Here is a 20,483-nt window from a genome sequence, read left to right as displayed (position 1 = left end):
CAGGTCACTCCGTGATGGTGGGCGGCGCGGTCAGGAAGGGGCGCACCTCGAGCCACTCGTGGATCGGCTTGCCGCCCGCCCCGGGGGCGGCCGACAGCTCCCCGGCCAACTCGACGGCGCGCTCGTAGCTGTCGACGTCGATCACCATCCAGCCGGCGATGAGGTCCTTGGTCTCGGCGAACGGGCCGTCGGTGACCGGCGGGCGACCCTCACCGTCGTACCGGACGAACGTCCCCTCGGGGGCGAGCGCCTGACCGTCGACGAACTCGCCGGTCCCCTCGAGCCGGGCCGCGAAGTCGTGCATGTACTGCACGTGCGCCGAGATCTCCTCCGGCGTCCACTGGTCCATGGGCACGTCGTTCACCGCAGCCGGAGCGCCGCGGTAGTGCTTGAGCAGCAGGTACTTGGCCATCGTGCTTCTCCTCGATGCGTGTGCGACCCATTCTGGTCACGTTCACCTCGGGGACGGAGCCGGCCACGGGTTCTCGACATCACCGTCCGGATTTTGTTGGCTCTCGTAGCCGAGCCCTGGGTGAACCGTCTCGTGGCGTCCAGGTCCACGCCGTGGTGCGAGGGCGAGAAGAGGCCGGTTTTGAACCCGGTCGCGGTGCGGCGCGGCTCGACCAGCTCGAACCTGCCCGCGAGACAAGGCGAGTGCCTGGTCCGCCGCCCTGTGCCATCCGGCAGCGTCTACGCTGTTACCGAGAAAGGCGGACCATGATCGTTACTCGTTGCCGGGCACTGACTCCTTCCTTGTCCGGGGTCGGCCGATGAGCGCAATCGCATTCCTCAACATCGCCATGCACGGGCACATCAACCCGACGCTGCCGGTCGTGGCCGAGCTTGTCCGTCGTGGCCACTCCGTCACCTACCACACGATGCCCGCCTACGCAGAGGAGATCGGGGCCACCGGCGCGCGAGTGCTCCGCTACTCCGGGGATGACGTACCGCTCGCCGGCCCGCCGACGCCCGTCACGGTGATGGAGCAGCTTGCGCGCACCGCCGTACGCGTGCTGCCCGCCGTCCTCAACGATCTGCGCGGCGCCCGGCCCGATCTGGTCGTGCACGACGCCCTCTGCCTGTGGGGGCCGGTGGTCGCTCGGGAACTCGACGTGCCGGCAGCGTCGTCGTTCACCACGTTCGCGTTCAACCGGCACGTGCCCAGCCCCACCCACGGCTCCTGGGAGCTGTTCGCCGCGGCGGCGGCCCTGCCCCGCCACGCCGGCGGGTACCTGAGGTCGCGCTGGGAGCTGCGCCGCCGGTACGACACGAGTGCGGTGCCCCTGATCGACCTGGCGAACATCCGCCAGCCGCTCAACCTGGTCTACACCTCGCGGGCGTTCCACCCCCAGGCCGACAGCTTCGACGAGTCCTACCGGTTCGTCGGACCGAGCGTCGGTGCCCGCCGAGCCGACTCGTCGTTCCCGGTGGATCAGCTGCGCGACCCGGTGCTGTACGCCTCGCTGGGCACGGTGTTCGGCGCCGACCCGCGGCTGCTGTGCGACTTTGCCAACGCGCTCGCCCCGCTGGGTGGCACCGTGATCGTCTCCACCGGACCCACCGACCCCGCCGCGCTCGGTCCGCTGCCGGCCAACGTGATCGCCCGCCGCTCCGTACCACAGCCGGAGGTGCTGTCCCGTGCAGCGCTGTTCATCACCCACGGCGGGGTGAACAGCGTCAACGAGGCCCTGTACGCCGGCGTCCCGATGCTGGTGGTCCCGCAGGGTGCTGACCAGTCGTTGGTGGCTTCCCGCATCGTCGAGCTCGAAGCCGGTCTCGCGATCCGCACCGAGGACGTCAAGGTGGAGGTCCTGCGCGCCCTCGCACAGCGCCTGCTCGACGAGCCCCGATTCCGGGCCGCCGCGAGCACCCTGCAGGTCGCCCAGCGTCAGGCAGGCGGCTATTCGCGCGCCGCCGACGAACTCGAGCGCTATGTGCAGCAGACCGGCCCGTTCACTCGGCCGGTCTCCGCCGATGTGCCACCGCAGGGCTGACCGATGTCCCCTGTCGTCGCCATCATGCTGCTGTTCGCCGGGCTGTCCGAGGCCGCCGGGCGTCTCCTGCCCGTGGTGGCACGCCTGTCCGGCGTGTCGCACGTCAGGGTCGTCGGGTTGCTGCTCGCCGGCGCCGTGGTCGACGGCGCGGTATTCGCGCTCTGGCCGCTGTCCGCGTGGACCCTTGCCGAGCTGGTGCTGCCCGCCGCACCGTCCGACGGGGCCGCGTTGGTCTGGACACCAGGCCTGGCCGCTCCGCTGCTGCTTGCCGCAGTCCTCGCGTTCCCGCTGCTCGGGCCGCTGCTGCACTTCGTGCTCATGCTCGGAGTGGGGGCCGGCCTCGCCGCCTCGCTCGCCACGGTGGCCGGGCTCGGCTGGTGGGATGCCGCCGGCTGCGTAGCCGTCGCGGGAGTCGGGCTCGGCGTCGCCGTCGAGGGCGTCCGCCGCCTGGTCGTGCGACTCAACATGACAAGAGCACCGGAGCCACTCACATGACCGAGCTCGTGCTCCTGCTGCTGCTCGGCGGGATCGGACCGGTCCTGCTCGCCGAAGCTCTGCTCGCCCGCTACGAGGTGCTGGTCTATGCCGCAGGCTGGCGGACTCCCACCACCGCACGCCCCAAGGGCATGCCCCCCGCCCGGGGCGCGGACCCGGACCGCCCCCCGGACGCCTACCTGGTCTATCTGGACGGTATCGGGAAGCGCCGCTTCCACGACACCCGCGACGGCGGCCGACTGGTCAAGTCTCTGATTCACGGAGCGCCGGAGCTCAGGGTGCTGGGCCAGGTGCAGCCCTACTCCCCGCTGGCCCTTCCGCTCGCCGACCGGCCGGTGTGGATATGGCTGCGCCGCCACATCGGCCTGGTGCTGTTCCTGCACAACGTGATGCAGACCTTCGTCGCCGCCGACCGCCGGTACCGTCCCCTGTACAACCGCGCCGTCGGCTCGCAGATCGCCACTCAGCTCCGGCTCGCCGGTTATCGGCGTGACAGTGGCATCCCCGTGGTGATGCTCAGTTACAGCGGCGGCGCCCAGGTCGCCACCGGCGCGGTGGACGAACTGTGGTCCCAGCTGCGCTCCCCGCTCTGGCTGATCACTCTCGGCGGGTTCCACAACGGTGCCAACGACATCAGCCACGCCCAGCACCTCGACCGGCTCACCAGTGCCGGCGACCGAATTGAGCGAGTCGGCACCTGGATGTTCCCGCAGCGGTGGCGGCTGTTTCGATGGAGCGGTTGGAACCGGGCTGACCGCGAAGGGAAGATCACGGTGCACTGGCTCGACCCGGCCACCCACGTCGGTCCGCGCAGCTACATCAGCCCAGAGGCCCGGTTACCCGATGGCCGCAGTCACCTCGACCGGACGGCCGACACCGTGATCGCGCTGATCCGGGATCGCCTCAGTGCGACTGCGAAAACCGACGGCCCGCTGCCCTGAACGGACGAGGCCGGTGACCTGAGGAAGGGCTTTCATCCGGTCGGGGTACAAGGGCAGTACGCCGGCACCGTGGGCCGGATAGGGAACACCCAGGTCGCCGGGGTCTCGGTCGTCATCTGGCGTCGCTCCCATGATCGGTTGATCAGCCGTTATTTGTACAGTCGCGGTTATTCCGCTCGCAGATCGCCATTGGTCGTGTAACGCGGGCATTCACGGGGTAGAGCGCAGCATGCATCAACAGGTGCCACGGCGCCGAGACCTGAAGGGGAGTCCCGGCTCGCGCTGGAAACGGTTTGTGCGGGCGGGTGGACGGGGTGCCGCCGAGGACCGGCTCGTCCAACGGCTCAAGGTGCGAGAGCGGGCGGTCCGGGTGTACGGCGGAGGCATCGTGGCCCTACAGGCGGGCATCGCTGCGGCAACCGCTTGGCTGCTGTCGTACGAACTGACCGGCAATCCCAGCCCCGTGTTCGCTCCGCTTGCCGCGGTCGGGACCTTGGCCGTGTCCGTAGGGCAGCGGGTACGGCGGATCGTCGAGCTGGTCGTGGGTGTGGCGCTGGGGGTGCTTGTTGGTGATGCGCTGCTGTCGTTCATAGGCACTGGGCCCTGGCAGCTCGGTCTGGTCGTCGTCATGTCGATCCTCGTAGCCTTCGCACTCAGCAGTCGGGTGGCGGTGGTGATCCAGACGGCGAGCACCGCAGTGCTGATCACCACATTGAGCCCGCAGGTCCCGGACGTGGTGCTTTCCCGGTTCGTCGACGCGCTGCTCGGCGGTGGTGTCGCACTGGCCACGGCGATCCTCTTGCCGGTCAACCCGCTCAGAGTGGTCAGGCGTGCTGCCGGACCGGCGCTGCGAACGCTGGTCGAACAACTGACGGAAACGGCAGAGGCGTTGTGCGAGCGCGATATCGAACGGGCGATCCGCGCCCGGGACCGACTGCGCGGTAACCAGGAGGAACTTCGGGTACTGCGGGAGGCGGTGGCGGGCGCACGGGAGGTCACGCGGCTGTCTCCGTTGTCATGGCGGCACCGGCACGGTGTGCTCAGTCACTACGCCCGAACCGCCGAGCCGTTGGAGAGAGCGATGGGCAGCAGCGAGACACTGATTCGTCGAGCTGTCACTGTCATTGAGGACAAGGAGCCAGTCTCGGCAGCGATGATCAACGCAGTTCTCGCCCTTGCTGGGGCGGTGCGGATACTTCGGGACGAGTTTTCGGCTCGGCGGGAGCCGCACAACGCGCGGGCGAAAGCCCTGCAAGCCGTTCAACATGCCGGCGCAGCCTACGGGGATGACATTGGTTTCTCCGGGACCGTCGTCCTGGCCCAGATTCGCACCACGGCCAGCGACCTGCTCGTCGTGTCCGGCCTCTCCCAGGCTGAAGCCAACAGGCAGGTCCGCCGCGCCTTCGGCAGGCTGCCGGATCCGTCGCCACACGCCCGGCAGAGCGAGACTACCGGCACAAGCGTCGATCATCCGCGCCTGGCGCCGGATGCGTCGGCCCGGCGGCTTTGATCGCCGTCGTTGCGAGTTCCGGGCACGGCTGGGCGTCTTGCGGCGGCGCCCTGGCTTCCTGCCGACCGGCCACCTACCGGGGCAGGGCGGGCGGGCCAGCGGGACCAACGGCGTCAGGGAGCCGGGCCTGATCGGGAAGGCCGGGGCGTCGAATTCATTGTCCGGCCAGCGGGTCGGCCGGATGAGGCCCTGGGGCCACCGGCTTGCGGAGGCGCTCGACCAGATCGCGCGCCGCCTCGATGTACGACTCGTCGGACTCACGGGGCCTGTGTCCCTTAATCGGTGGTGGGACGCTGTCGCTGGGTGGGACGACCACGTCGCTTGGGTCTCGGAGGCGGCGGTCCACCGTTGCCGCCGGGCCGGTGACGGTGAGCGGCTCGTCTGGCCGGTGCGCGGAGAAGATCCATCCGCCGATCGCGTCGGTGTCGCGCCACAGGTTCAACCATCGCCAGCCGACTCGACCACCCAGATCGTGCAGCATGTCGTCGTCGATGTAGGCGGGGTAGAGCCGAGCGTAGAGACGGCGCAGTGGTGAGCCATAGGTGAGTAGGGCGACCCGGCTGCTGACCTGGGGCGGCAGTTGAAGGACCGCTGCGGTGACCAGTACGGAGCCGTGGCTGAACCCGGCGATCAGGACGGCGTTGCCGCTCTCGACCAGATACGTGATGCGTCGTACCAGCTCCGGCACGGCCCGTTCGGCGTAGCAGGGCGGCGCGAAGGGGTGGGCGGCGCGAGGCCAGAAGGTGGCCAGGTCCCAGAGCACGCCCACGTGGCGCCGGAAGCCGGCGGTCCGGTAGGCGAAGATTCCGCCGATGACCAGACTGAGCATGGTCGCCGCGATCAGGTAGCCGCCCATCCCGATGCCGAAGTTGACCAGGTCGGCCGGCACCCCCGCATACCGCTCGATTGCGTCGCCTGGATACAGCCCGAGTAGTTCCAGTGCTGTGGTTGCCGCGCTGAGTCCGGCGAGGCCGGCGTAGACCACGGCCAGCGGTAGCAGCCATTCGGTGAACCGGGCCCGGACGATCGCCTGCTGCACCTGCCGCAACCGGGGCGCGGCCTCCGTCGGCGGGTCCGGGAAGTCGCGTGCGACGATCGCGGCCGCCGCGCGGGAGCGGTCGCGTCGGGAGATCAGGGTCACCAGGCCGACGAAAACCAGCGTGATCAGCGCCGCCCGGAAAAAGCCGTAGATCGCCCAGGTATACGCAGCTGCCGGGCGGGGGAGCAGGTCTTGTGGGGTCGACGCGGTGCGGTCCAGGTAGTCGGCCAGCCGGTGCACGAGTTCGGCGGAGAACGCCACCGCGAGACCTGCGGCCGCGCTCGCGGTCGCCAGCGCGCCCAGCCCGAGTAGCGGCGGGTGACCCGGCTGTCGCTCCGGGCGCCATAGCAGCGCGGCGGCCAGGGCGGCCAGCAGCCCGGCATGAGCGACGAACAGCCAGGTGAGGGTCGAGCCGTAGCCGGGCAGGCCACCCCCCTCCTGCCAGCGCGCGGGGCTGGCCAGGACGTGGGCGCAGACCGCGATGGTGAGACCGACGGCGATCGTCCGCAGCAGGCGGGCGGCACCGTCGAGCCGCCGGTTCGCGGGGGCCCGGTCGATCAGCGGGGGGGTGCAGAGCAGGGCCACACAGGTGGCCAGGACGCCTCCCGTTGCCGCCGCCAACACGATGGTGATGGCTGAGGCGCCCTGTGCGGCCCGGGCGGCGAGCAGGCTGCCGCCCAGTGTCGCGAACGCCGCAGCGACGTGGATCGAGCGCAGCCGTCCCACCAGTGGCTCGGCGCCCCACTGGCCGACGGTGGTGAGCGGATGCCCGGAAACCGTACTGTCCGGCGGGCGGAACGCCTTGAACGAGCGTCCCGGGCGCGTGCTGGCCCACCAGATCAGGCCGATGGCGGCGGCCGGCACCAGCGCGAGCACCGCCAGCCGCAACCCGGTGGGGCGTTCACCCAGCCAGGACAGCCAGCTACGACCAGACAGACAGGCCGAGGAGGACATGCACTGCCAGGCGACGAGGTCCAGCGCGACGCCGACGGCGGCAAGCACGTAGAGCGCGGTCAGGGTGAGGCCCAGCACCCGGCACAGAGATCTGACCACCGCGTCGGAGGCCGGGTTTCCCGGGCGCATCCAGATCGCCACGTTGAGCAGCATGAACGGCAGCAGGAACAGCAGAGAGAGGGTCCGAACCGCGGTGCCGGAGGGCAGGTCACTCCATCGGTACGCCTCCAGGGTCGTCCCGCCCGGGCCGTTGACCTTCGAGCAGCCGGGTCGTGGCCGGTGGAAGCCCGCGCTGCGATCCCCGGCGACCTGCTGCACATTTGGTCGGTCCAACACCTCGGCGGCATCTGCGGCGGCGATTCCGTGCACCCGCAACTCCACCACGTCGTTCGGCGTCGCCGGCCCGCTCACTCCCGCTGGTTCATCTGACATCGACCCTCCGAGACATCTCGGCAGCCCCACCGCAGGTGGCGGGCTGAGGATGGTCCCGCCAGCCGAGTGGAAGGCGGGTCTACCCCACCCCGGCCGGCTCTAACCCTCCGGACGCGGGACCAGTGCCGCCGGCACGACCACCATGCCCGCCGAACCCGCGCGATCAGCGACGGGCAACCCCGGCGCCTGCCTCGCCCGCGCCGCGCAGCCACCACGCCAGAGGCACCCGGGCGACCGGCGACAGGGAGATGATCACCTCGTACGGCAGCCTGGGTTGACCGGATCATGTCCCCGGAGCCGGCGGTAGCAGTCCGTGCAGGACCAAGGCCGACAGCGCGTCCGCTGTGTGGTCCCGGTCGCGCGAGGCGGTCGGTGCGGCGGTGGGGTCGAGCCGGTCGGCGACCGGGTTCTGCGTCAGGGCCAGCGCCGGGCCGACGATCGCGAAGTAGAGGATGTGTGGGGCCACGCGCGGGATGCGCCCGATCTCGACGAGAGCCGTGACCGTCGGTGTGATGCTGTCCCAGAACGGCCGGATGAACCGCTGGTACAGGTAGTCCAGGCGGTCGGAATCGCGAGTGGATTCGTCGGCGATCAACCGGCTCAGCTGCGACTCGTTGGCCGCCATGCGGTAGAGGTGGCCGACGGCTTCTCTCAGCCGTTCGTCGTCGTCGCGGTACCGGGACAGCAGCGCGTCGCGCTCGGCTTGAACGTCGGAGAGCGCGAAATCCACCACGGCGCGCCAGAAGCTCGCCTTCGACCCGTAGCGGTCATTGATGAAGTTGTGGCTGACGCCGAGCCGGCGTGCCAGCTCCCGCACGGTGGTGGCGTCGTAGCCGAGTTCGGCGAATGTGTCGAGTCCTCGGTGAAGGATCTCGTGCTCGTCGAGCTGCACGGGAGCGTTCTTCCGTCGCGGTTCCATTTGACTCCTTTCACCCGTTTAGTTGGGGTCTGCGGACATCGCGGTGTGGCCCATCACGTCTGCTTGACGCTTGTCAGACCCGAGCTAGTCTGACAACTGTCAGAACCTACTCCGAAAAGATCCCGGTTGCACGAGGGAAGGTCTTTCAGATGACACTGCAAGGCAGGGTCGCGCTGGTAACGGGAGCGTCGCAGGGTATCGGCAGGGCGATCGCCGAACGCCTCGCCGGCGACGGGGCCAGCGTGGTCGTCAACTACTACCCGTCGTCTCGACAGGACGCCGAGGACGTCGTACGCGGCATCCAGGCGGTCGGCGGCATCGCGGTCGCCGCGCCGGCCGACATCGCCGACGCCGCGCAGCTGCGCGGGTTGTTCGACGTCGCGGAGAGGGAGTTCGGCCACCTCGACACCGTGGTGCTCAACGCCTCCAACACGACCCACGGCACGATCGCCGACACGTCCGACGAGCAGTTCGACGCGATCTTCGCCACGAACGTGCGGTCGGGGTTCATCGCGCTGCGCGAGGCCGCGATCCGGCTACCCGACGGCGGGCGGATTGTCGCGATCTCCGCCGGGCTGACCCTGATGCCGCGCCCCGGAACGGGCGTCTACGCGGCGAGCAAGGCCGCCGTCGACCACCTGGTGCGGGTGCTGGCCAACGAGGTGGGCGCCCGTGGCATCACGGTCAACAGTGTGCTGCCCGGCGCGGTGCTGACCCCGGCGCTAATCAAGGCAGGGCAGGCCGTCATCGACGCCGAGGTCGCGAAGACGCCGCTCGGCCGGGTCGGCCAGCCGGAGGACATCGCCGACATCGTCCGCTTCCTGGTCTCCGAGCAGGGCGGTTGGATCACCGGCCAGACGATCGGAGCTGGCGGCGGCATGTTCTGACCCGCCACGCACTCCCCGTCCGCGGCTCAGCGCGGGGGCCGATTCAGGCAGGACGTGAACGGTGCCGTCGACGGGGAGACGGGCGGACGTTGGCCCGGGTGGTCGGGTCTGCGTGGAAAGTGTGCGGGTTGAGACGACGAAAAACTTGATTCATTCCAGAAAATCGGACTATGTTCATTACATGTCGTCCGACTTCGAGACCCAGCTGCGGGCGGTCTCGTTGCGCGTGACCCGGCCCCGGTTGGCGGTGCTCGCAGCTCTGCGCGACCATCCGCACGTCGACACCGACACGGTGATCGCGCTGGTGCGGGCGGATCAGCCCACGGTCTCCCACCAGGCGGTGTACGACGTGCTTCGTGCGCTCACCGACGCCGGTCTGGTGCGGCGCATCCAGCCTGCCGGTGCGACCGCCCGCTACGAGTCGCGGGTGGGGGACAACCACCACCATGTCGTGTGCCGCTCCTGCGGCGCGATCGCCGACGTCGATTGCGCTGTCGGCCACGCTCCCTGTCTCACCGCCTCGGACGACCACGGTTTCGTGGTCGACGAGGCGGAGGTCGTCTATTGGGGCACCTGCCCCGACTGTGCGACCGAACGCACCTCCCAGTGATCCACCAGTTCGGAAGGAAGTAAATGAGCGACACCCAGGACAACACTCCCTCCAGCGCGCAGGGCGTGGACAAGAAGGCGGCGGCCGGCTGCCCGGTCGCGCACGACTCCGTGACCGCGCACGGCAGCGAGAGCGAGAACCCGGCGATCGACTCGCCGACGCCGAAGACCGGAGGTCGTCCGCGCACCAACCGGGACTGGTGGCCCAACCAGCTCGACCTCTCGGTGCTGCATGCCCATTCGTCCAAGGGCAACCCGCTGGGGGAGAGCTTCAGCTACGCCAGGGAGTTCGCCAAGCTCGACGTCGAGGCCCTCAAGCAGGACATCATCAAGGTCCTCACCACCTCGCAGGACTGGTGGCCGGCCGACTTCGGCCACTACGGCGGCCTGATGATCCGGATGAGCTGGCACGCCGCGGGCACCTACCGCATCCACGACGGTCGCGGCGGCGCCGGCGACGGTGGTCAGCGGTTCGCCCCGCTCAACAGCTGGCCGGACAACGCCAACCTTGACAAGGCCCGCCGGCTGCTGTGGCCGGTCAAGCAGAAGTACGGCCAGAAGATCTCGTGGGCCGACCTGCTCGTGCTCGCCGGCAACGTCTCCCTGGAGTCGATGGGCTTCAAGACCTTCGGCTTCGGCTTCGGCCGCGAGGACGTCTGGGAGCCCGAGGAGATCTTCTGGGGTCCGGAGGACGCCTGGCTCGGCGACGAGCGCTACGTCTCCGAGAAGCAGATGGCGGCCGACGTCGGGGCGACCGAGATGGGTCTCATCTACGTCAACCCGGAGGGCCCTCGCGGAAACGCGGACCCGGCCGCGGCGGCGCACTTCATCCGCGAGACCTTCGCCCGGATGGCGATGAACGACGAGGAGACCGTCGCCCTCATCGCCGGTGGCCACACCTTCGGCAAGACCCACGGCGCCGGCGTCGCCGACGACCACGTGGGCCCCGAGCCCGAGGCCGCCCCGCTGGAGGCGCAGGGCCTGGGCTGGCTGAGCACCTACGGCAGCGGCAAGGGCGGGGACACGATCACCAGCGGTCTCGAGGTGACGTGGACCGACCGGCCGACGCAGTGGAGCAACCGCTTCTTCGAGATCCTCTTCGCCCACGAGTGGGAACTCACCACGAGCCCCGGCGGTGCGAAGCAGTGGGTCGCCAAGGACGCCGAGGCGATCATCCCGGACGCCCACGACCCGTCGAAGAAGCACAAGCCGACGATGCTCACGACCGACCTGGCGCTGCGCGTCGACCCGGCGTACGAGAAGATCTCGCGCCGCTTCCTGGAGAACCCCGACGAGTTCGCGCTGGCGTTCGCCAAGGCGTGGTACAAGCTGCTGCACCGCGACATGGGTCCGGTCAGCCGCTTCCTCGGCCCGTGGGTCCCGCAGCCCCAGCTGTGGCAGGACCCGGTGCCGGCCGTCGACCACGAGCTCGTGGGTGACGCCGACGTCGCCGCCCTCAAGGCGAAGGTCCTGGAATCCGGCCTCACGACCGCCCAGCTGGTCTCCACCGCCTGGGCCTCCGCCGCCAGCTTCCGGTCCACCGACAAGCGCGGCGGCGCCAACGGCGCCCGGATCCGCCTCGAGCCGCAGCGCAGCTGGGAGGTCAACCAGCCCGAGCAGCTCGCGACGGTCCTGGAGACCCTCGAGGGCATCCAGCGGGAGTTCAACTCCGCCGGCGGCGCGAAGATCTCGCTCGCGGACCTGATCGTGCTGGCCGGCTCGGCCGCCGTCGAGAAGGCGGCGAACGACGCCGGCGTCGCGGTGACCGTGCCGTTCCGCCCGGGCCGCACCGACGCCACTGCGGAGCAGACCGACGTCGAGTCCTTCCGGGTCCTCGAGCCGCGCGCCGACGGGTTCCGCAACTACCTGCGCCCCGGCGAGAAGACCCAGCCGGAGGTGCTGCTTCTCGACCGTGCCTACATGCTCAACCTGACCGCGCCCGAGATGACCGTCCTCATCGGCGGCCTGCGCTCCCTCGGGGCCAACGTCGGCGGCACGCAGCACGGCGTCCTCACCGACCGGCCCGGCGTGCTCACCAACGACTTCTTCGCCAACCTGCTCTCCCCGGGCACCCGGTGGAAGGCGTCGGAGTCAGACGAGCACGTGTACGAGATCCGGGACCTGGCCACCGATGAGGTGAGGTGGACCGCCACTGCCGTCGACCTCATCTTCGGCTCCAACTCCCAGCTACGGGCCCTCGCGGAGGTCTACGCCAGCCAGGATGCCCGCGACAAGTTCGTCTCCGACTTCGTCGCAGCCTGGACCAAGGTCATGGAACTCGACCGGTTCGACCTGGTCTGACCCGGCTCCAACCGGCGAGCCCCGGTCGATCCACCAGCGATCGACCGGGGCTCGTCCGCCATCGGATTCGCCCATCCGGGCCGGGCACAGCTAGCCGGGTGCCAGTCGTAGTTGGCCTGAATGGCGATCATGGATGTGTGGCCGACGTCAGTCCTCGGGCACCAAGACCAGCCATTACACCCGGCAAGCCCTCACGGAACCCTGAAACGGATCTCCTAGAGAAGTACTTGGGCGGCTGGTCTCTGGGACGCCTGGCGGGTGGGCATGTCGGCCAGCCAGACGTTGGCCAGGTCGCTGAGGGGGACGTCGAGGGCCTGGCTGAGGCAGACCACGGTGCCGAACGCCGGTGCGGGAAGGCGGCCCGCCTCGATCTTGCGCAGCGTCTCGGGGGAGATGCCGGCTGCCAGGGCCACCTCGACGAGGCTGCGGCCGGCCCGCGCGGCCCGCAGGGCGGCTCCGAGGCGCTGGCCCGCTGCGATCTGTTCGGCGGTGAGTGGTTGGCGAACCATGCCAGCAGGATATCCCTCCGGAGCATCCCCGACCTGGCGTGGTATAAAAATACCGCATCCGGAGAGGGAGGCTGTCGTGATCGAGCTCAAGTCCGCCGAGGAGATCGGCCGGATGGCGGTGACCGGCCAGTTCGTCGGCGAGCTGCTCGCCGAGCTGAGCGGTGTCGCCGCAGTCGGCGTCAACCTGATGGACCTCGAACACCACGCCCGCCGCCGGATCACCGAACGCGGCGCCGATTCCTGCTACTGGGACTACGCCCCTTCGTTCGGCCGCGGCCCGTTCCGCAACGTGCTGTGCCTGTCGGTCAACGACGCGGTGCTGCACGGCCTGCCGCACGACTATGTTTTGCGCGACGGTGACCTGCTCAGCATCGACATGGCGGCCGGCATCGACGGCTGGGTCGCCGACTCCGCGCTCTCCGTCATCGTCGGCACCCCCGACCCGGCCGACCTGAGGCTGATCGAGGCCACCGAGGTCGCCCTGGAGGCCGGCATCACCGCCGCCCAGCCCGGCGGCCGCCTCGGCGACATCTCCGCCGCGATCGGCGAGGTCGCCCACTCCTACGGCTACGGCGTCAACGCCGAGTTCGGCGGCCACGGCATCGGCCGCACCATGCACGAGGCCCCGCACGTCCCCAACAACGGCCGTGCCCGCCGCGGCATGAAACTCGACCCCGGCCTCACCATCGCCATCGAGCCCTGGTTCTGCCGCTCCACCGACAAAATCACGTTCGACAACGACGGCTGGACGATCCGCTCCGCCGACGGCTCCCGCACCGCCCACTCCGAACACACAGTCGCCATCACGGCTTCCGGCCCCCAGGTCCTGACCCGCCGCCCCACTCACGGCGCCACCTCGACCGACCCCACCAAGAAGCCCGCCACAGCCTCCTGACCCACTGCCCGCCTTGGGGCGTGACGCAGGCATTCCGCTGACCATTCGATCTTTCGCATCTGGGGCGAGCAGCGTGCCTCGATCGGGCTCGTGTTCTCTGCTCGGCTCATCCCGGCGAGGGCTGTTGCCCGCTGGTGGGGGAGGTCGGCCTCGGCGCGGGCGCGTTCTGTCCGGGCGATGCAGCCGGTGACCACCGCCGGGTCCGCTCCGGCGTCATGGGCGCGGTTGCGCTGCGGCTTGATGTCGCATCGGGTGATGATCGTTCGGGCTGCCGTGGCCGCTGCGGGTGGCTGCTCCAAGGGCTGGGCGTCGACCATCGCGGTGATCACCGGTTCGATGCGGTGGGGTGCGAAGGCGGAGGCCAGCCAGGTGTCGAGCGGATCGGTGAGGGCGTCCTCGCGCAGACAGACGTTGCCCGGGTGTTCGACCTGGTTGGCGAGGGCGTACTTCTGAAGGAAGCGGCAGCGTGAGTAGGCGTCACCGGCGCAGTGGATCAGGCCGCGGAAGACGTACGGCTTGCGGTTGCCCTGCCGGACGTGCTTCGCCGGTTCCCCGCCCGGGCCGTTTCCGCCGGCATCGCCGTGCGTGGCGCGCCACCGCTTCGAGACGACCTTGACCGTCCACAGCGGACGCAAAGGGCAAGGAGAGTGCGCACTCCCTGCCACTCTCAACGTATAACGCACCGGGGGCCTTGCGGCAAGACCCGCCTCGTGCCGCAGAATCTCCAACCGAAGCCAGAAACCTGCGGAAATCAGGGATTCACGAAGTACGTGTGCTTTCGTCGACGTGTGGGTCCCCGGGGACGTTGAACCGCCGGTGGGACTCGCGGTGCGGTTGCGGGCACTCGGCGCGGAGGTTGCGGGTGTGCGCTCCGCCGGGCTGCGCGGAGCCGCTGGCCGAAATGCAATGGGGGGTTCTCATGATTGACGTGATCGTTGCCGGCGGCGGACCGACCGGCTTGATGCTGGCCAGCGAGTTGCGACTGCACGGCGTGCACGCGCTCGTGCTGGAGAAGGAGACGGAGCCGACCAGGTATGTCCGCGCGCTCGGCCTGCACGCGCGCAGCATCGAGGTGATGGACCAGCGCGGTCTGCTGGAGCGGTTCCTCGCGCTCGGCCAGCAGTACCCGGTCGGTGGTTTCTTCGCCGGCATCAGCAAGCCCTCGCCCGACCGGCTGGACACCGCGCATCCCTACGTCCTGGGCATCCCGCAGACCACCACCGACCGCCTGCTGGCCGAGCGCGCCATCGAGGTCGGCGTCGAGATCCGGCGCGGCAGCGAGCTGGTCGGGCTAAGTCAGGACGACCACGGGGTGACCGTCGAGCTTGCCGACGGCACGAAGCTGCGCACGCGCTACCTCGTCGGCTGCGACGGCGGCCGCAGCACGGTGCGCAAGCTGCTCGGCGTCGGCTTCCTCGGCGAGCCCACCACCGTCGAGACGCTGCTGGGCGAGATGGAGGTGGCCGTGCCGCCGGAGACGGTGGGCGCCGTGGTGGCCGAAGTCCGCAGGACCCAACTTCGGTTCGGCGTCGGCCCCCTCGCCGACGGGGTGTACCGCGTCGTCGTGCCCGCCGAGGGAGTGGCCGAGGACCGCTCGGTCCCGCCGACCCTCGAGGAGTTCAAACAGCAGCTGCGGGTGTACGCCGGCACCGACTTCGGCGTGCACTCACCGCGCTGGCTCTCCCGCTTCGGCGACGCCACCCGACTGGCCGAGCGGTACCGGACCGGCCGGGTACTGCTGGCCGGCGACGCGGCGCACATCCACTCGCCCACCGGCGGGCAGGGACTCAACCTCGGCATCCAGGACGCGTTCAACCTCGGCTGGAAGCTGGCCGCCGAGGTCAACGGCTGGGCACCGGAGGGACTGCTGGACAGCTACCACACCGAACGGCACCCGGTGGCCGCCGACGTGCTGGACAACACCCGCGCGCAGATGCAGCTGCTGTCCCCCGAGCCGGGTCCCCAGTCAGTGCGCCGGCTGGTGGCGGAACTGATGGACTTCGAGGACGTGAACCGGTACCTCATCGAGAAGATCACCGCGATCGGGGTCCGCTACGACTTCGGCGAGGGCCACGAACTGCTCGGCCGGCACATGCGCGACGTGGGGCTGAAACGGGGGCGCCTCTACGAGCTGATGCGCGGCGGCCGCGGACTGCTGCTCGACCAGACCGGCCGCCTCTCGGTGGCGGGCTGGGCTGATCGGGTCGACCACGTCGTCGACGTCAGCGAGGAACTGGACGTGCCCGCCCTGCTGCTGCGGCCGGACGGTCACGTGGCGTGGGTCGGTGACGATCAGCAGGATCTGCTCAACCAGCTGCCCCGGTGGTTCGGCGCCGCCGACGGCTGAGTTCGCAAATGTGGCTGGAAGGGGTGTGACTCGGCCGGTGCGTACCGCACCGGCCGAGTCCCCGGACCCGTCGTTGTCAGCCGTCGTCAGCCGTTGTCGATCAGGCTGGCGATCTGGTTGTAGATCAGGTGTGCCTTTGCGCCCTGGTTCGACGGGCAACCGCCGAGGTGGTGCAGGGCGATCACCCGGTGGCTGGCGTTCAGCACCGGCGAGCCCGAGTTGCCGCCGGAGGTGTCACAGCTGTAGCTGATGTTCCAGGTGTTGTAGTTCGCGTTCCGTACGGTGCACGTCGCACCGTTCTGGGTGTCCTCGTAGATCGACAGTCGCTTCGGCCTGCCGTCGCCGTGCCCCGGGATGTACATCCGCGTGCCGGTGCTGGTGGCGGTCGTCGCCAGGTACAGCGTGCCGAAGCTCTGGATGCTGGTGAAGTTGTTCACCGAATACAGGGTGTAGTCCAGTTCGCCGGACCCACCGCTGCTCACCTTGTAGAGGGTGGCGCCGCTCACCTTGGTGCCGGGGCCGGGGTTCGCGCCGCCGCAGGTGGCGCACTGGTAGTTGAACTGCATCTCGCTGCCGCTGACGGCGGACTGCGTCGAGAAGCAGTGCTTGTTGGTCAGCATGCGGTTGGTGTTGCCGACCCGCCAGGTGGTGCACATCCCACCGCCGCTGATCAGCAGCCGCGCCACCGCCCTGCCGCGGGCGTACTCGCTGGGGTGACTGTTCTGGTAGCAGACCACGTCGCGGCGAGCGTCGGTGCTGCAGACCGACTGCGTGGAGAGGTTGTACTGCGTGATCTCCGTGCGGTCGTAGCCGCGCCAAAACCGGTCGATGGTTGCGGCGCCGCCACGGGAGGAGCGGCTGCTGTGCAGCGTCACCACCGCGGTGTCGCCCTCCACCGACATCGCCCAGAAGCCCGGCTGCCCGTCGGTGGTGTAGTCCGAGCCGGTCGCCCGGTTCAGGTAGCGGTCGTACCGGTAGCTCTCCCGGCCGTCGGGGCTCGACACCGTCACGTAGTCGCCGTGGGCCAGTCGCAGTGAGCTGAAGTGCACCTTGACGTACGACGCGCCGGGATGCCGAATGACCTGTGTCCGGCCCTCCCGAGCGTAGGACAGCGAACCCTCCACGGTGCGCAGTTCACCGACCGTGGTGACGCCCTCGGCCGAGAACTGATCCGATTCAGGTGCCCGCTCGGAGTGTGGTGCGAGAGGTCGCACCGAGTACGCCTCGGCGGCGGGTACCGACAGCAGGCTCAGCCCAAGTGTGCAGGCGCCGAGCGCGACCGCCGCCGTTCGTAGGCGGCGTAGGGCATGTTTCATCGTCGCTCCTCCCCAGGAACCAGCACCAGGCGTGCCTTCAGCCTTCATACACGAAAGCAATCGAAACATGCAAGCTTATCAATGTATGGCGACCTGGTTGTCCAGGCGCCCGGCAGCTACCCGGAGCAGTCAAGTTGTGGCGACGGCCGTGCTGACCAACAGCCTCCGAACCCCGGCTGATCTCTGCCCATTGCTCCGCTTCCAGCTCGTAACCGGCTAGCCCGGAAGCCGTGACGACGGCAGGATGCAGTCATGGACCAGGATGTTCCGGCCGAGAGCCTGAGAGTCGGTGACGTTGTCCGGCACACCTGGCCGAACGGAAGCAGCTTGCAAGTTAGATTGACCGCCGTGCAACACCGGGTACACGGCATGAAGCTCGTCGGTCTCAACGACCACGGCCAGCAGCACTCGTTCGGGCTGAGGTACGGACAGACAGTGACCAAGCCCAAGGACTACCGCAGCTAGCCGACGCTGCTTCCCTTCAACCGGTGCAGCCATCCGTACCGCCAACCGGGCGAGCCCACCCGGCCGTCGGCGACAGTCGGCACCGGTGCCCGTCTCGCCTCCGCCTTGACCCAGGCCATGTCCATGTCCGGGTCGCGGCCGATCGCCCTCTCAGGCGTCGCCCTTCCAGTTCAGCGACTCGTACTGCCTCACAGCCATGCGGATTTCCCTCAGGTACGCCTGGTCGTGGTACTCGCCGGTGGGCGCCCCGTGCAACTCTTCAATGCGGCGGAACAGGAACTCGTTCAGCTGCACGCGATTGAGGCGAATCAGCATGAGGTGCTCGCCGATCCGATTCAGGCTGGCATCGCCATCCCCGGAGCCAGCGCCAAGCACGACCTGACGTAGCCGTTTGGTCGCGAGTAGCAGGAAGTTGATGGTCAAACGGTGGGAGCCCTCGTTGGAATCAACCGGCTTCCAGTACTTGGCCAACTCGTCACGCAGACCGAGGCAGTCGCTCTTCAAGGACACCGAGCGGTTGTCAAAATCCTCCACCGTGAGGCGTCTGCCGCTCTGCAGTTCCTCGTGGATCCTCTCAAGTTCGTCCAGCCACCGTCGGGTGGTCGAACGGAGCGCGATGAAGCACTCCACCGCCTCGTCGCGCCGCACTAGCCGCGCCCGCTCGGTTTCAGCCACGTTGAGGCGCCGCATGCTCTTGAGCGGCCCGTAGATCGTGGCGAATGCGGTGATCGCCGCTCCGACCACGGCCGCCACCATCGCGAGTACGGCCTGTGCCATACCGCACAGGGTAGGTCTGACGCGCCACCGGCCGTGGTCAGCACAGGCTGATCCGCGCCGGCTGGTCGTCGGGCATGCCGGGGCAGCCGCACGGGCACTCGGCCGCCCCCACCATGACCGCGCCCCGGCTCGCGATGACCGGCCGGTCGGTGGCCAGCACCACCACGTCGTCGCTCTGGTTGGGGCGCAGCAGCACCGTGTCGCCGGCGCGGCGGTTGTGGGCGGTGCTGCGGTGCTTGAGATCGGCGAGTCCGGGGTACCGGAAGCTCATGCCGAGTGTGGGGCAGCTCGTCGGAGACCGTTACCGCCTGGTCGAAAGGATCGCCAGCGGCGGTATGGGCGAGGTGTGGCGGGCCGTTGACGAGACCCTGGACCGCTGCGTGGCGGTCAAGATGCTGCATCCCGGCCTGGTCACCGACGCCGGCTTCGGCGAACGGTTCCGCCGCGAGGCACGCGCGATGGCGGCCCTGCGTCACCCGGGTGTCGCCCAGGTCTACGACTACGGCGAAATGTCCCGGCCCGGAGCGCCGGTCCTCGCCTACATCGTGATGGAGTGTGTGCAGGGACAGCCCTTGGCGGAGCGGATCGCCGAGGCCGGCCGGCTGGACACGGCCGAGACGATGTCGGTCGCCGCGCAGACCGCCCGCGCCCTGCAGGCCGCGCACGACGCCGGCCTCGTCCACCGTGACGTCAAGCCCAGCAATCTGATCATCGAGCCCGACGGGCACGTCGTACTCGTTGACTTCGGCGTTGCCGTCACGCAGGAAGCGGCGAGCCTGACCGGAGCGAACCAGGTCGTTGGCACCGCCCGGTACATGGCGCCCGAGCAGGTGTCCAAGAACGAGACCACACCTGCGATCGACATCTACGCGCTGGGTGCCGTCGTCTACCACTGCCTCGCCGGTAAGCCCCCGTACCAGGGTGACAACGCCGTCGCGGTGGCGCTGCGGCACCTGGAAGAGGAACCGCCGCCGCTGCCCGAGGACGTCCCGGCGGAGGTTCGGCAGCTGGTGGCCACCGCGATGGCCAAGGAGCCGACTCACCGGTTCCCGACGGCGGCGGCCATGGCCACCGGGGCGCAGGCCCTCGCGGATTCGGCCGACCGGCAGGTGAGGGCAGCTACCGGGGCGGCCTCGACCGAGCCGCAAACCGTGCACCTGGCCGCCCTGCAGCCGGCCCTCGGCGGCGCGTCGAGCCGGGCCGTCAGTCGTGGAAACACCACGCTCGCGGTGCTTCTCGGATCGCTGGCCGCCGTGGCTGCCGTCCTGGTGCTCGCTGACCCCACCGGGATGATGCCGGGCCCGACCGGGCGACCGTCGGTGCCCCCCGCGGTGCCGACATCGGTGCCGCCACCGCAGGGGGGACCCAGCCCTGGCGCCGGGGGCGGCGAACCGGCCACCCGCAGTTCTGCCGGTATGCCGGTTCGAGCGCCCGGATCCCCTGGCCAGACGGCGACCCGTCCAGCAGGCGACAGGACGGCGGGCGGATCTACGCCTTCAGGCGGGAGCAGTGTGGGTGCACCCCGCCCCACCACGTCCGACAGCGCCACCCAGGGACCGACGGCAGCGCCGACGGGCGGAACGACGGCAGCGCCGAGCGTGGAGCCGACGGAGGAACCAACGGCGGACCCAACCGACGAACCAGCAGCGGACCCAACGGAGGAACCAACGGCGGAGGAATCGGCGGCCGGAGGGAGCGCAGTGCCGCGGGTCTAGTGCGGTGTCCATTAACGTTCACCGGGTGCGGTGGGTGTTGTGGATCCTCGCCTTGTGGCGAGCGACTCCCCACCGGTTGGTGGGGCGGGCCTGCGCGGGCCAACTGATCCTCGCGCCGCCCGGGTGGGCGGCGGGGGTCACGCCGGGACCGTCCGGCACCGGGGAGGTGCCGGCCGGCTCGACGGTGCGTGATCACCTCCGGCAGCACAACAGCTGCCGGGGTGGTGGATCCGCCACCGGGGGTGCGGGTGGCGATGCTGGCCGCCGCGACCAGGTCACGGTGGCCGGAGAATGCGCAGTGCGGGCAGGACAGGGTCCGCCCCCGAGGTTTCGGCACCCGCTTTGCGCAGGCGGGGCAGGTGGACGAGGTGCCGCGTT

At 69.6% G+C, this 20,483-nt stretch carries 18 protein-coding genes and 1 pseudogene; 10 read left to right on the top strand and 9 right to left on the bottom strand.

Annotation, left to right across the window (positions count from 1 at the left end):
* Positions 1-4 precede the first annotated feature (4 nt).
* Positions 5-412 (bottom strand): YciI family protein, encoded by a 408-nt coding sequence (locus tag NCC78_RS00870; protein WP_250791118.1) that lies wholly within the window; start codon positions 410-412, stop codon positions 5-7.
* Between the two features lie 358 nt (positions 413-770).
* On the opposite strand from NCC78_RS00870, the gene NCC78_RS00865 reads away from it, so the two are divergent.
* From NCC78_RS00865 to NCC78_RS00850, 4 genes are all read left to right on the top strand, one after another.
* Complete coding sequence (locus NCC78_RS00865; protein ID WP_250791117.1) at positions 771-1,994, top strand: macrolide family glycosyltransferase; 1,224 nt, start codon at positions 771-773, stop codon at positions 1,992-1,994.
* Positions 1,995-1,997: 3 nt separating this feature from the next.
* Positions 1,998-2,489 (top strand): hypothetical protein, encoded by a 492-nt coding sequence (locus NCC78_RS00860; protein WP_250791116.1) that lies wholly within the window; start codon positions 1,998-2,000, stop codon positions 2,487-2,489.
* Complete coding sequence (locus NCC78_RS00855; RefSeq protein ID WP_250791115.1) at positions 2,486-3,430, top strand: hypothetical protein; 945 nt, start codon at positions 2,486-2,488, stop codon at positions 3,428-3,430. The genes NCC78_RS00860 and NCC78_RS00855 overlap by 4 nt, the downstream gene beginning before the upstream one ends.
* Before the next feature lie 229 nt (positions 3,431-3,659).
* Positions 3,660-4,940, top strand: coding sequence for an FUSC family protein (locus tag NCC78_RS00850; RefSeq protein ID WP_250791114.1), 1,281 nt, complete (start codon positions 3,660-3,662; stop codon positions 4,938-4,940).
* Positions 4,941-5,094: 154 nt separating this feature from the next.
* On the opposite strand, the gene NCC78_RS00845 is transcribed toward NCC78_RS00850, so the two are convergent.
* Complete coding sequence (locus tag NCC78_RS00845) at positions 5,095-7,365, bottom strand: hypothetical protein (RefSeq protein WP_250791113.1); 2,271 nt, start codon at positions 7,363-7,365, stop codon at positions 5,095-5,097.
* A gap of 283 nt (positions 7,366-7,648) precedes the next feature.
* Positions 7,649-8,257 carry a TetR/AcrR family transcriptional regulator gene (locus NCC78_RS00840; protein ID WP_250791112.1) on the bottom strand — a complete coding sequence of 203 codons (609 nt, stop codon included), beginning with the start codon at positions 8,255-8,257 and terminating at the stop codon, positions 7,649-7,651.
* A gap of 176 nt (positions 8,258-8,433) precedes the next feature.
* Here NCC78_RS00840 and NCC78_RS00835 point away from each other — a divergent pair, with 176 nt between their 5' ends.
* From NCC78_RS00835 to katG, 3 genes are all read left to right on the top strand, one after another.
* The gene (locus tag NCC78_RS00835; RefSeq protein ID WP_250791111.1) at positions 8,434-9,171 is read left to right on the top strand and encodes an SDR family oxidoreductase; all 738 of its coding nucleotides are present in this window, start codon (positions 8,434-8,436) and stop codon (positions 9,169-9,171) included.
* 181 nt (positions 9,172-9,352) lie between these two features.
* On the top strand, positions 9,353-9,781 hold the full coding sequence (locus tag NCC78_RS00830; protein ID WP_250791180.1) for a Fur family transcriptional regulator: 429 nt from the start codon (positions 9,353-9,355) through the stop codon (positions 9,779-9,781).
* A 23-nt stretch (positions 9,782-9,804) separates the two neighbouring features.
* A complete protein-coding gene (gene katG / locus NCC78_RS00825; RefSeq protein WP_250791110.1) occupies positions 9,805-12,081 on the top strand; it encodes a catalase/peroxidase HPI in 2,277 nt (758 codons plus the stop codon).
* A gap of 215 nt (positions 12,082-12,296) precedes the next feature.
* Here katG and NCC78_RS00820 read toward each other — a convergent pair whose 3' ends face one another.
* Positions 12,297-12,590 carry a helix-turn-helix domain-containing protein gene (locus NCC78_RS00820; protein WP_250791109.1) on the bottom strand — a complete coding sequence of 98 codons (294 nt, stop codon included), beginning with the start codon at positions 12,588-12,590 and terminating at the stop codon, positions 12,297-12,299.
* A 76-nt stretch (positions 12,591-12,666) separates the two neighbouring features.
* Here NCC78_RS00820 and map point away from each other — a divergent pair, with 76 nt between their 5' ends.
* Complete coding sequence (map, locus tag NCC78_RS00815; protein ID WP_250791108.1) at positions 12,667-13,485, top strand: type I methionyl aminopeptidase; 819 nt, start codon at positions 12,667-12,669, stop codon at positions 13,483-13,485.
* On the opposite strand, the gene NCC78_RS00810 is transcribed toward map, so the two are convergent.
* Complete coding sequence (locus NCC78_RS00810; protein ID WP_250791107.1) at positions 13,434-14,213, bottom strand: hypothetical protein; 780 nt, start codon at positions 14,211-14,213, stop codon at positions 13,434-13,436. The genes map and NCC78_RS00810 overlap by 52 nt on opposite strands.
* 191 nt (positions 14,214-14,404) lie before the next feature.
* Between NCC78_RS00810 and rox the strand changes: the two genes are divergently transcribed.
* Complete coding sequence (rox, locus tag NCC78_RS00805) at positions 14,405-15,832, top strand: rifampin monooxygenase (protein ID WP_250791106.1); 1,428 nt, start codon at positions 14,405-14,407, stop codon at positions 15,830-15,832.
* Positions 15,833-15,918: 86 nt separating this feature from the next.
* Here rox and NCC78_RS00800 read toward each other — a convergent pair whose 3' ends face one another.
* From NCC78_RS00800 to NCC78_RS00790, 3 genes are all read right to left on the bottom strand, one after another.
* Positions 15,919-17,148 (bottom strand): trypsin-like serine peptidase, encoded by a 1,230-nt coding sequence (locus NCC78_RS00800; RefSeq protein WP_250791105.1) that lies wholly within the window; start codon positions 17,146-17,148, stop codon positions 15,919-15,921.
* A gap of 615 nt (positions 17,149-17,763) precedes the next feature.
* Positions 17,764-18,390: a hypothetical protein gene (locus tag NCC78_RS00795; RefSeq protein ID WP_250791104.1), complete on the bottom strand. Its 627-nt coding sequence runs from the start codon at positions 18,388-18,390 to the stop codon at positions 17,764-17,766.
* A 37-nt stretch (positions 18,391-18,427) separates the two neighbouring features.
* Positions 18,428-18,661, bottom strand: a complete 234-nt coding sequence (locus NCC78_RS00790) for a hypothetical protein (RefSeq protein WP_250791103.1) — start codon at positions 18,659-18,661, stop codon at positions 18,428-18,430.
* Between NCC78_RS00790 and NCC78_RS00785 the strand changes: the two genes are divergently transcribed.
* Entirely contained in the window at positions 18,660-20,105 is a 1,446-nt protein-coding gene (locus NCC78_RS00785) for a protein kinase domain-containing protein (RefSeq protein ID WP_250791102.1), read from the top strand. The genes NCC78_RS00790 and NCC78_RS00785 overlap by 2 nt on opposite strands.
* A gap of 265 nt (positions 20,106-20,370) precedes the next feature.
* On the opposite strand, the pseudogene NCC78_RS32315 reads toward NCC78_RS00785, so the two are convergent.
* Positions 20,371-20,483, bottom strand: a pseudogene (locus NCC78_RS32315) (zinc ribbon domain-containing protein); the annotation flags it as partial.

Source organism: Micromonospora phytophila, assembly GCF_023656545.1.
Taxonomy (GTDB): Bacteria; Actinomycetota; Actinomycetes; order Mycobacteriales; family Micromonosporaceae; genus Micromonospora; species Micromonospora phytophila.
Note: the sequence above shows the minus strand (reverse complement) of the source record. Positions and strands in the feature narration are given on the sequence as shown.

Excerpts from the sequence above, each read along its gene's own strand:
- NCC78_RS00870 (WP_250791118.1), bottom strand. The coding sequence starts at position 412 with ATGGCCAAGTACCTGCTGCTCAAGCACTACCGCGGCGCTCCGGCTGCG.
- NCC78_RS00865 (WP_250791117.1), top strand. The coding sequence starts at position 771 with ATGAGCGCAATCGCATTCCTCAACATCGCCATGCACGGGCACATCAAC.
- NCC78_RS00860 (WP_250791116.1), top strand. The coding sequence starts at position 1,998 with ATGTCCCCTGTCGTCGCCATCATGCTGCTGTTCGCCGGGCTGTCCGAG.
- NCC78_RS00855 (WP_250791115.1), top strand. The coding sequence starts at position 2,486 with ATGACCGAGCTCGTGCTCCTGCTGCTGCTCGGCGGGATCGGACCGGTC.
- NCC78_RS00850 (WP_250791114.1), top strand. The coding sequence starts at position 3,660 with ATGCATCAACAGGTGCCACGGCGCCGAGACCTGAAGGGGAGTCCCGGC.
- NCC78_RS00845 (WP_250791113.1), bottom strand. The coding sequence starts at position 7,365 with ATGTCAGATGAACCAGCGGGAGTGAGCGGGCCGGCGACGCCGAACGAC.
- NCC78_RS00835 (WP_250791111.1), top strand. The coding sequence starts at position 8,434 with ATGACACTGCAAGGCAGGGTCGCGCTGGTAACGGGAGCGTCGCAGGGT.
- NCC78_RS00830 (WP_250791180.1), top strand. The coding sequence starts at position 9,353 with ATGTCGTCCGACTTCGAGACCCAGCTGCGGGCGGTCTCGTTGCGCGTG.
- katG (WP_250791110.1), top strand. The coding sequence starts at position 9,805 with ATGAGCGACACCCAGGACAACACTCCCTCCAGCGCGCAGGGCGTGGAC.
- NCC78_RS00820 (WP_250791109.1), bottom strand. The coding sequence starts at position 12,590 with ATGGTTCGCCAACCACTCACCGCCGAACAGATCGCAGCGGGCCAGCGC.
- rox (WP_250791106.1), top strand. The coding sequence starts at position 14,405 with ATGATTGACGTGATCGTTGCCGGCGGCGGACCGACCGGCTTGATGCTG.
- NCC78_RS00800 (WP_250791105.1), bottom strand. The coding sequence starts at position 17,148 with ATGAAACATGCCCTACGCCGCCTACGAACGGCGGCGGTCGCGCTCGGC.
- NCC78_RS00795 (WP_250791104.1), bottom strand. The coding sequence starts at position 18,390 with ATGGCACAGGCCGTACTCGCGATGGTGGCGGCCGTGGTCGGAGCGGCG.
- NCC78_RS00785 (WP_250791102.1), top strand. The coding sequence starts at position 18,660 with ATGCCGAGTGTGGGGCAGCTCGTCGGAGACCGTTACCGCCTGGTCGAA.
- NCC78_RS00790 (WP_250791103.1), bottom strand. The coding sequence starts at position 18,661 with ATGAGCTTCCGGTACCCCGGACTCGCCGATCTCAAGCACCGCAGCACC.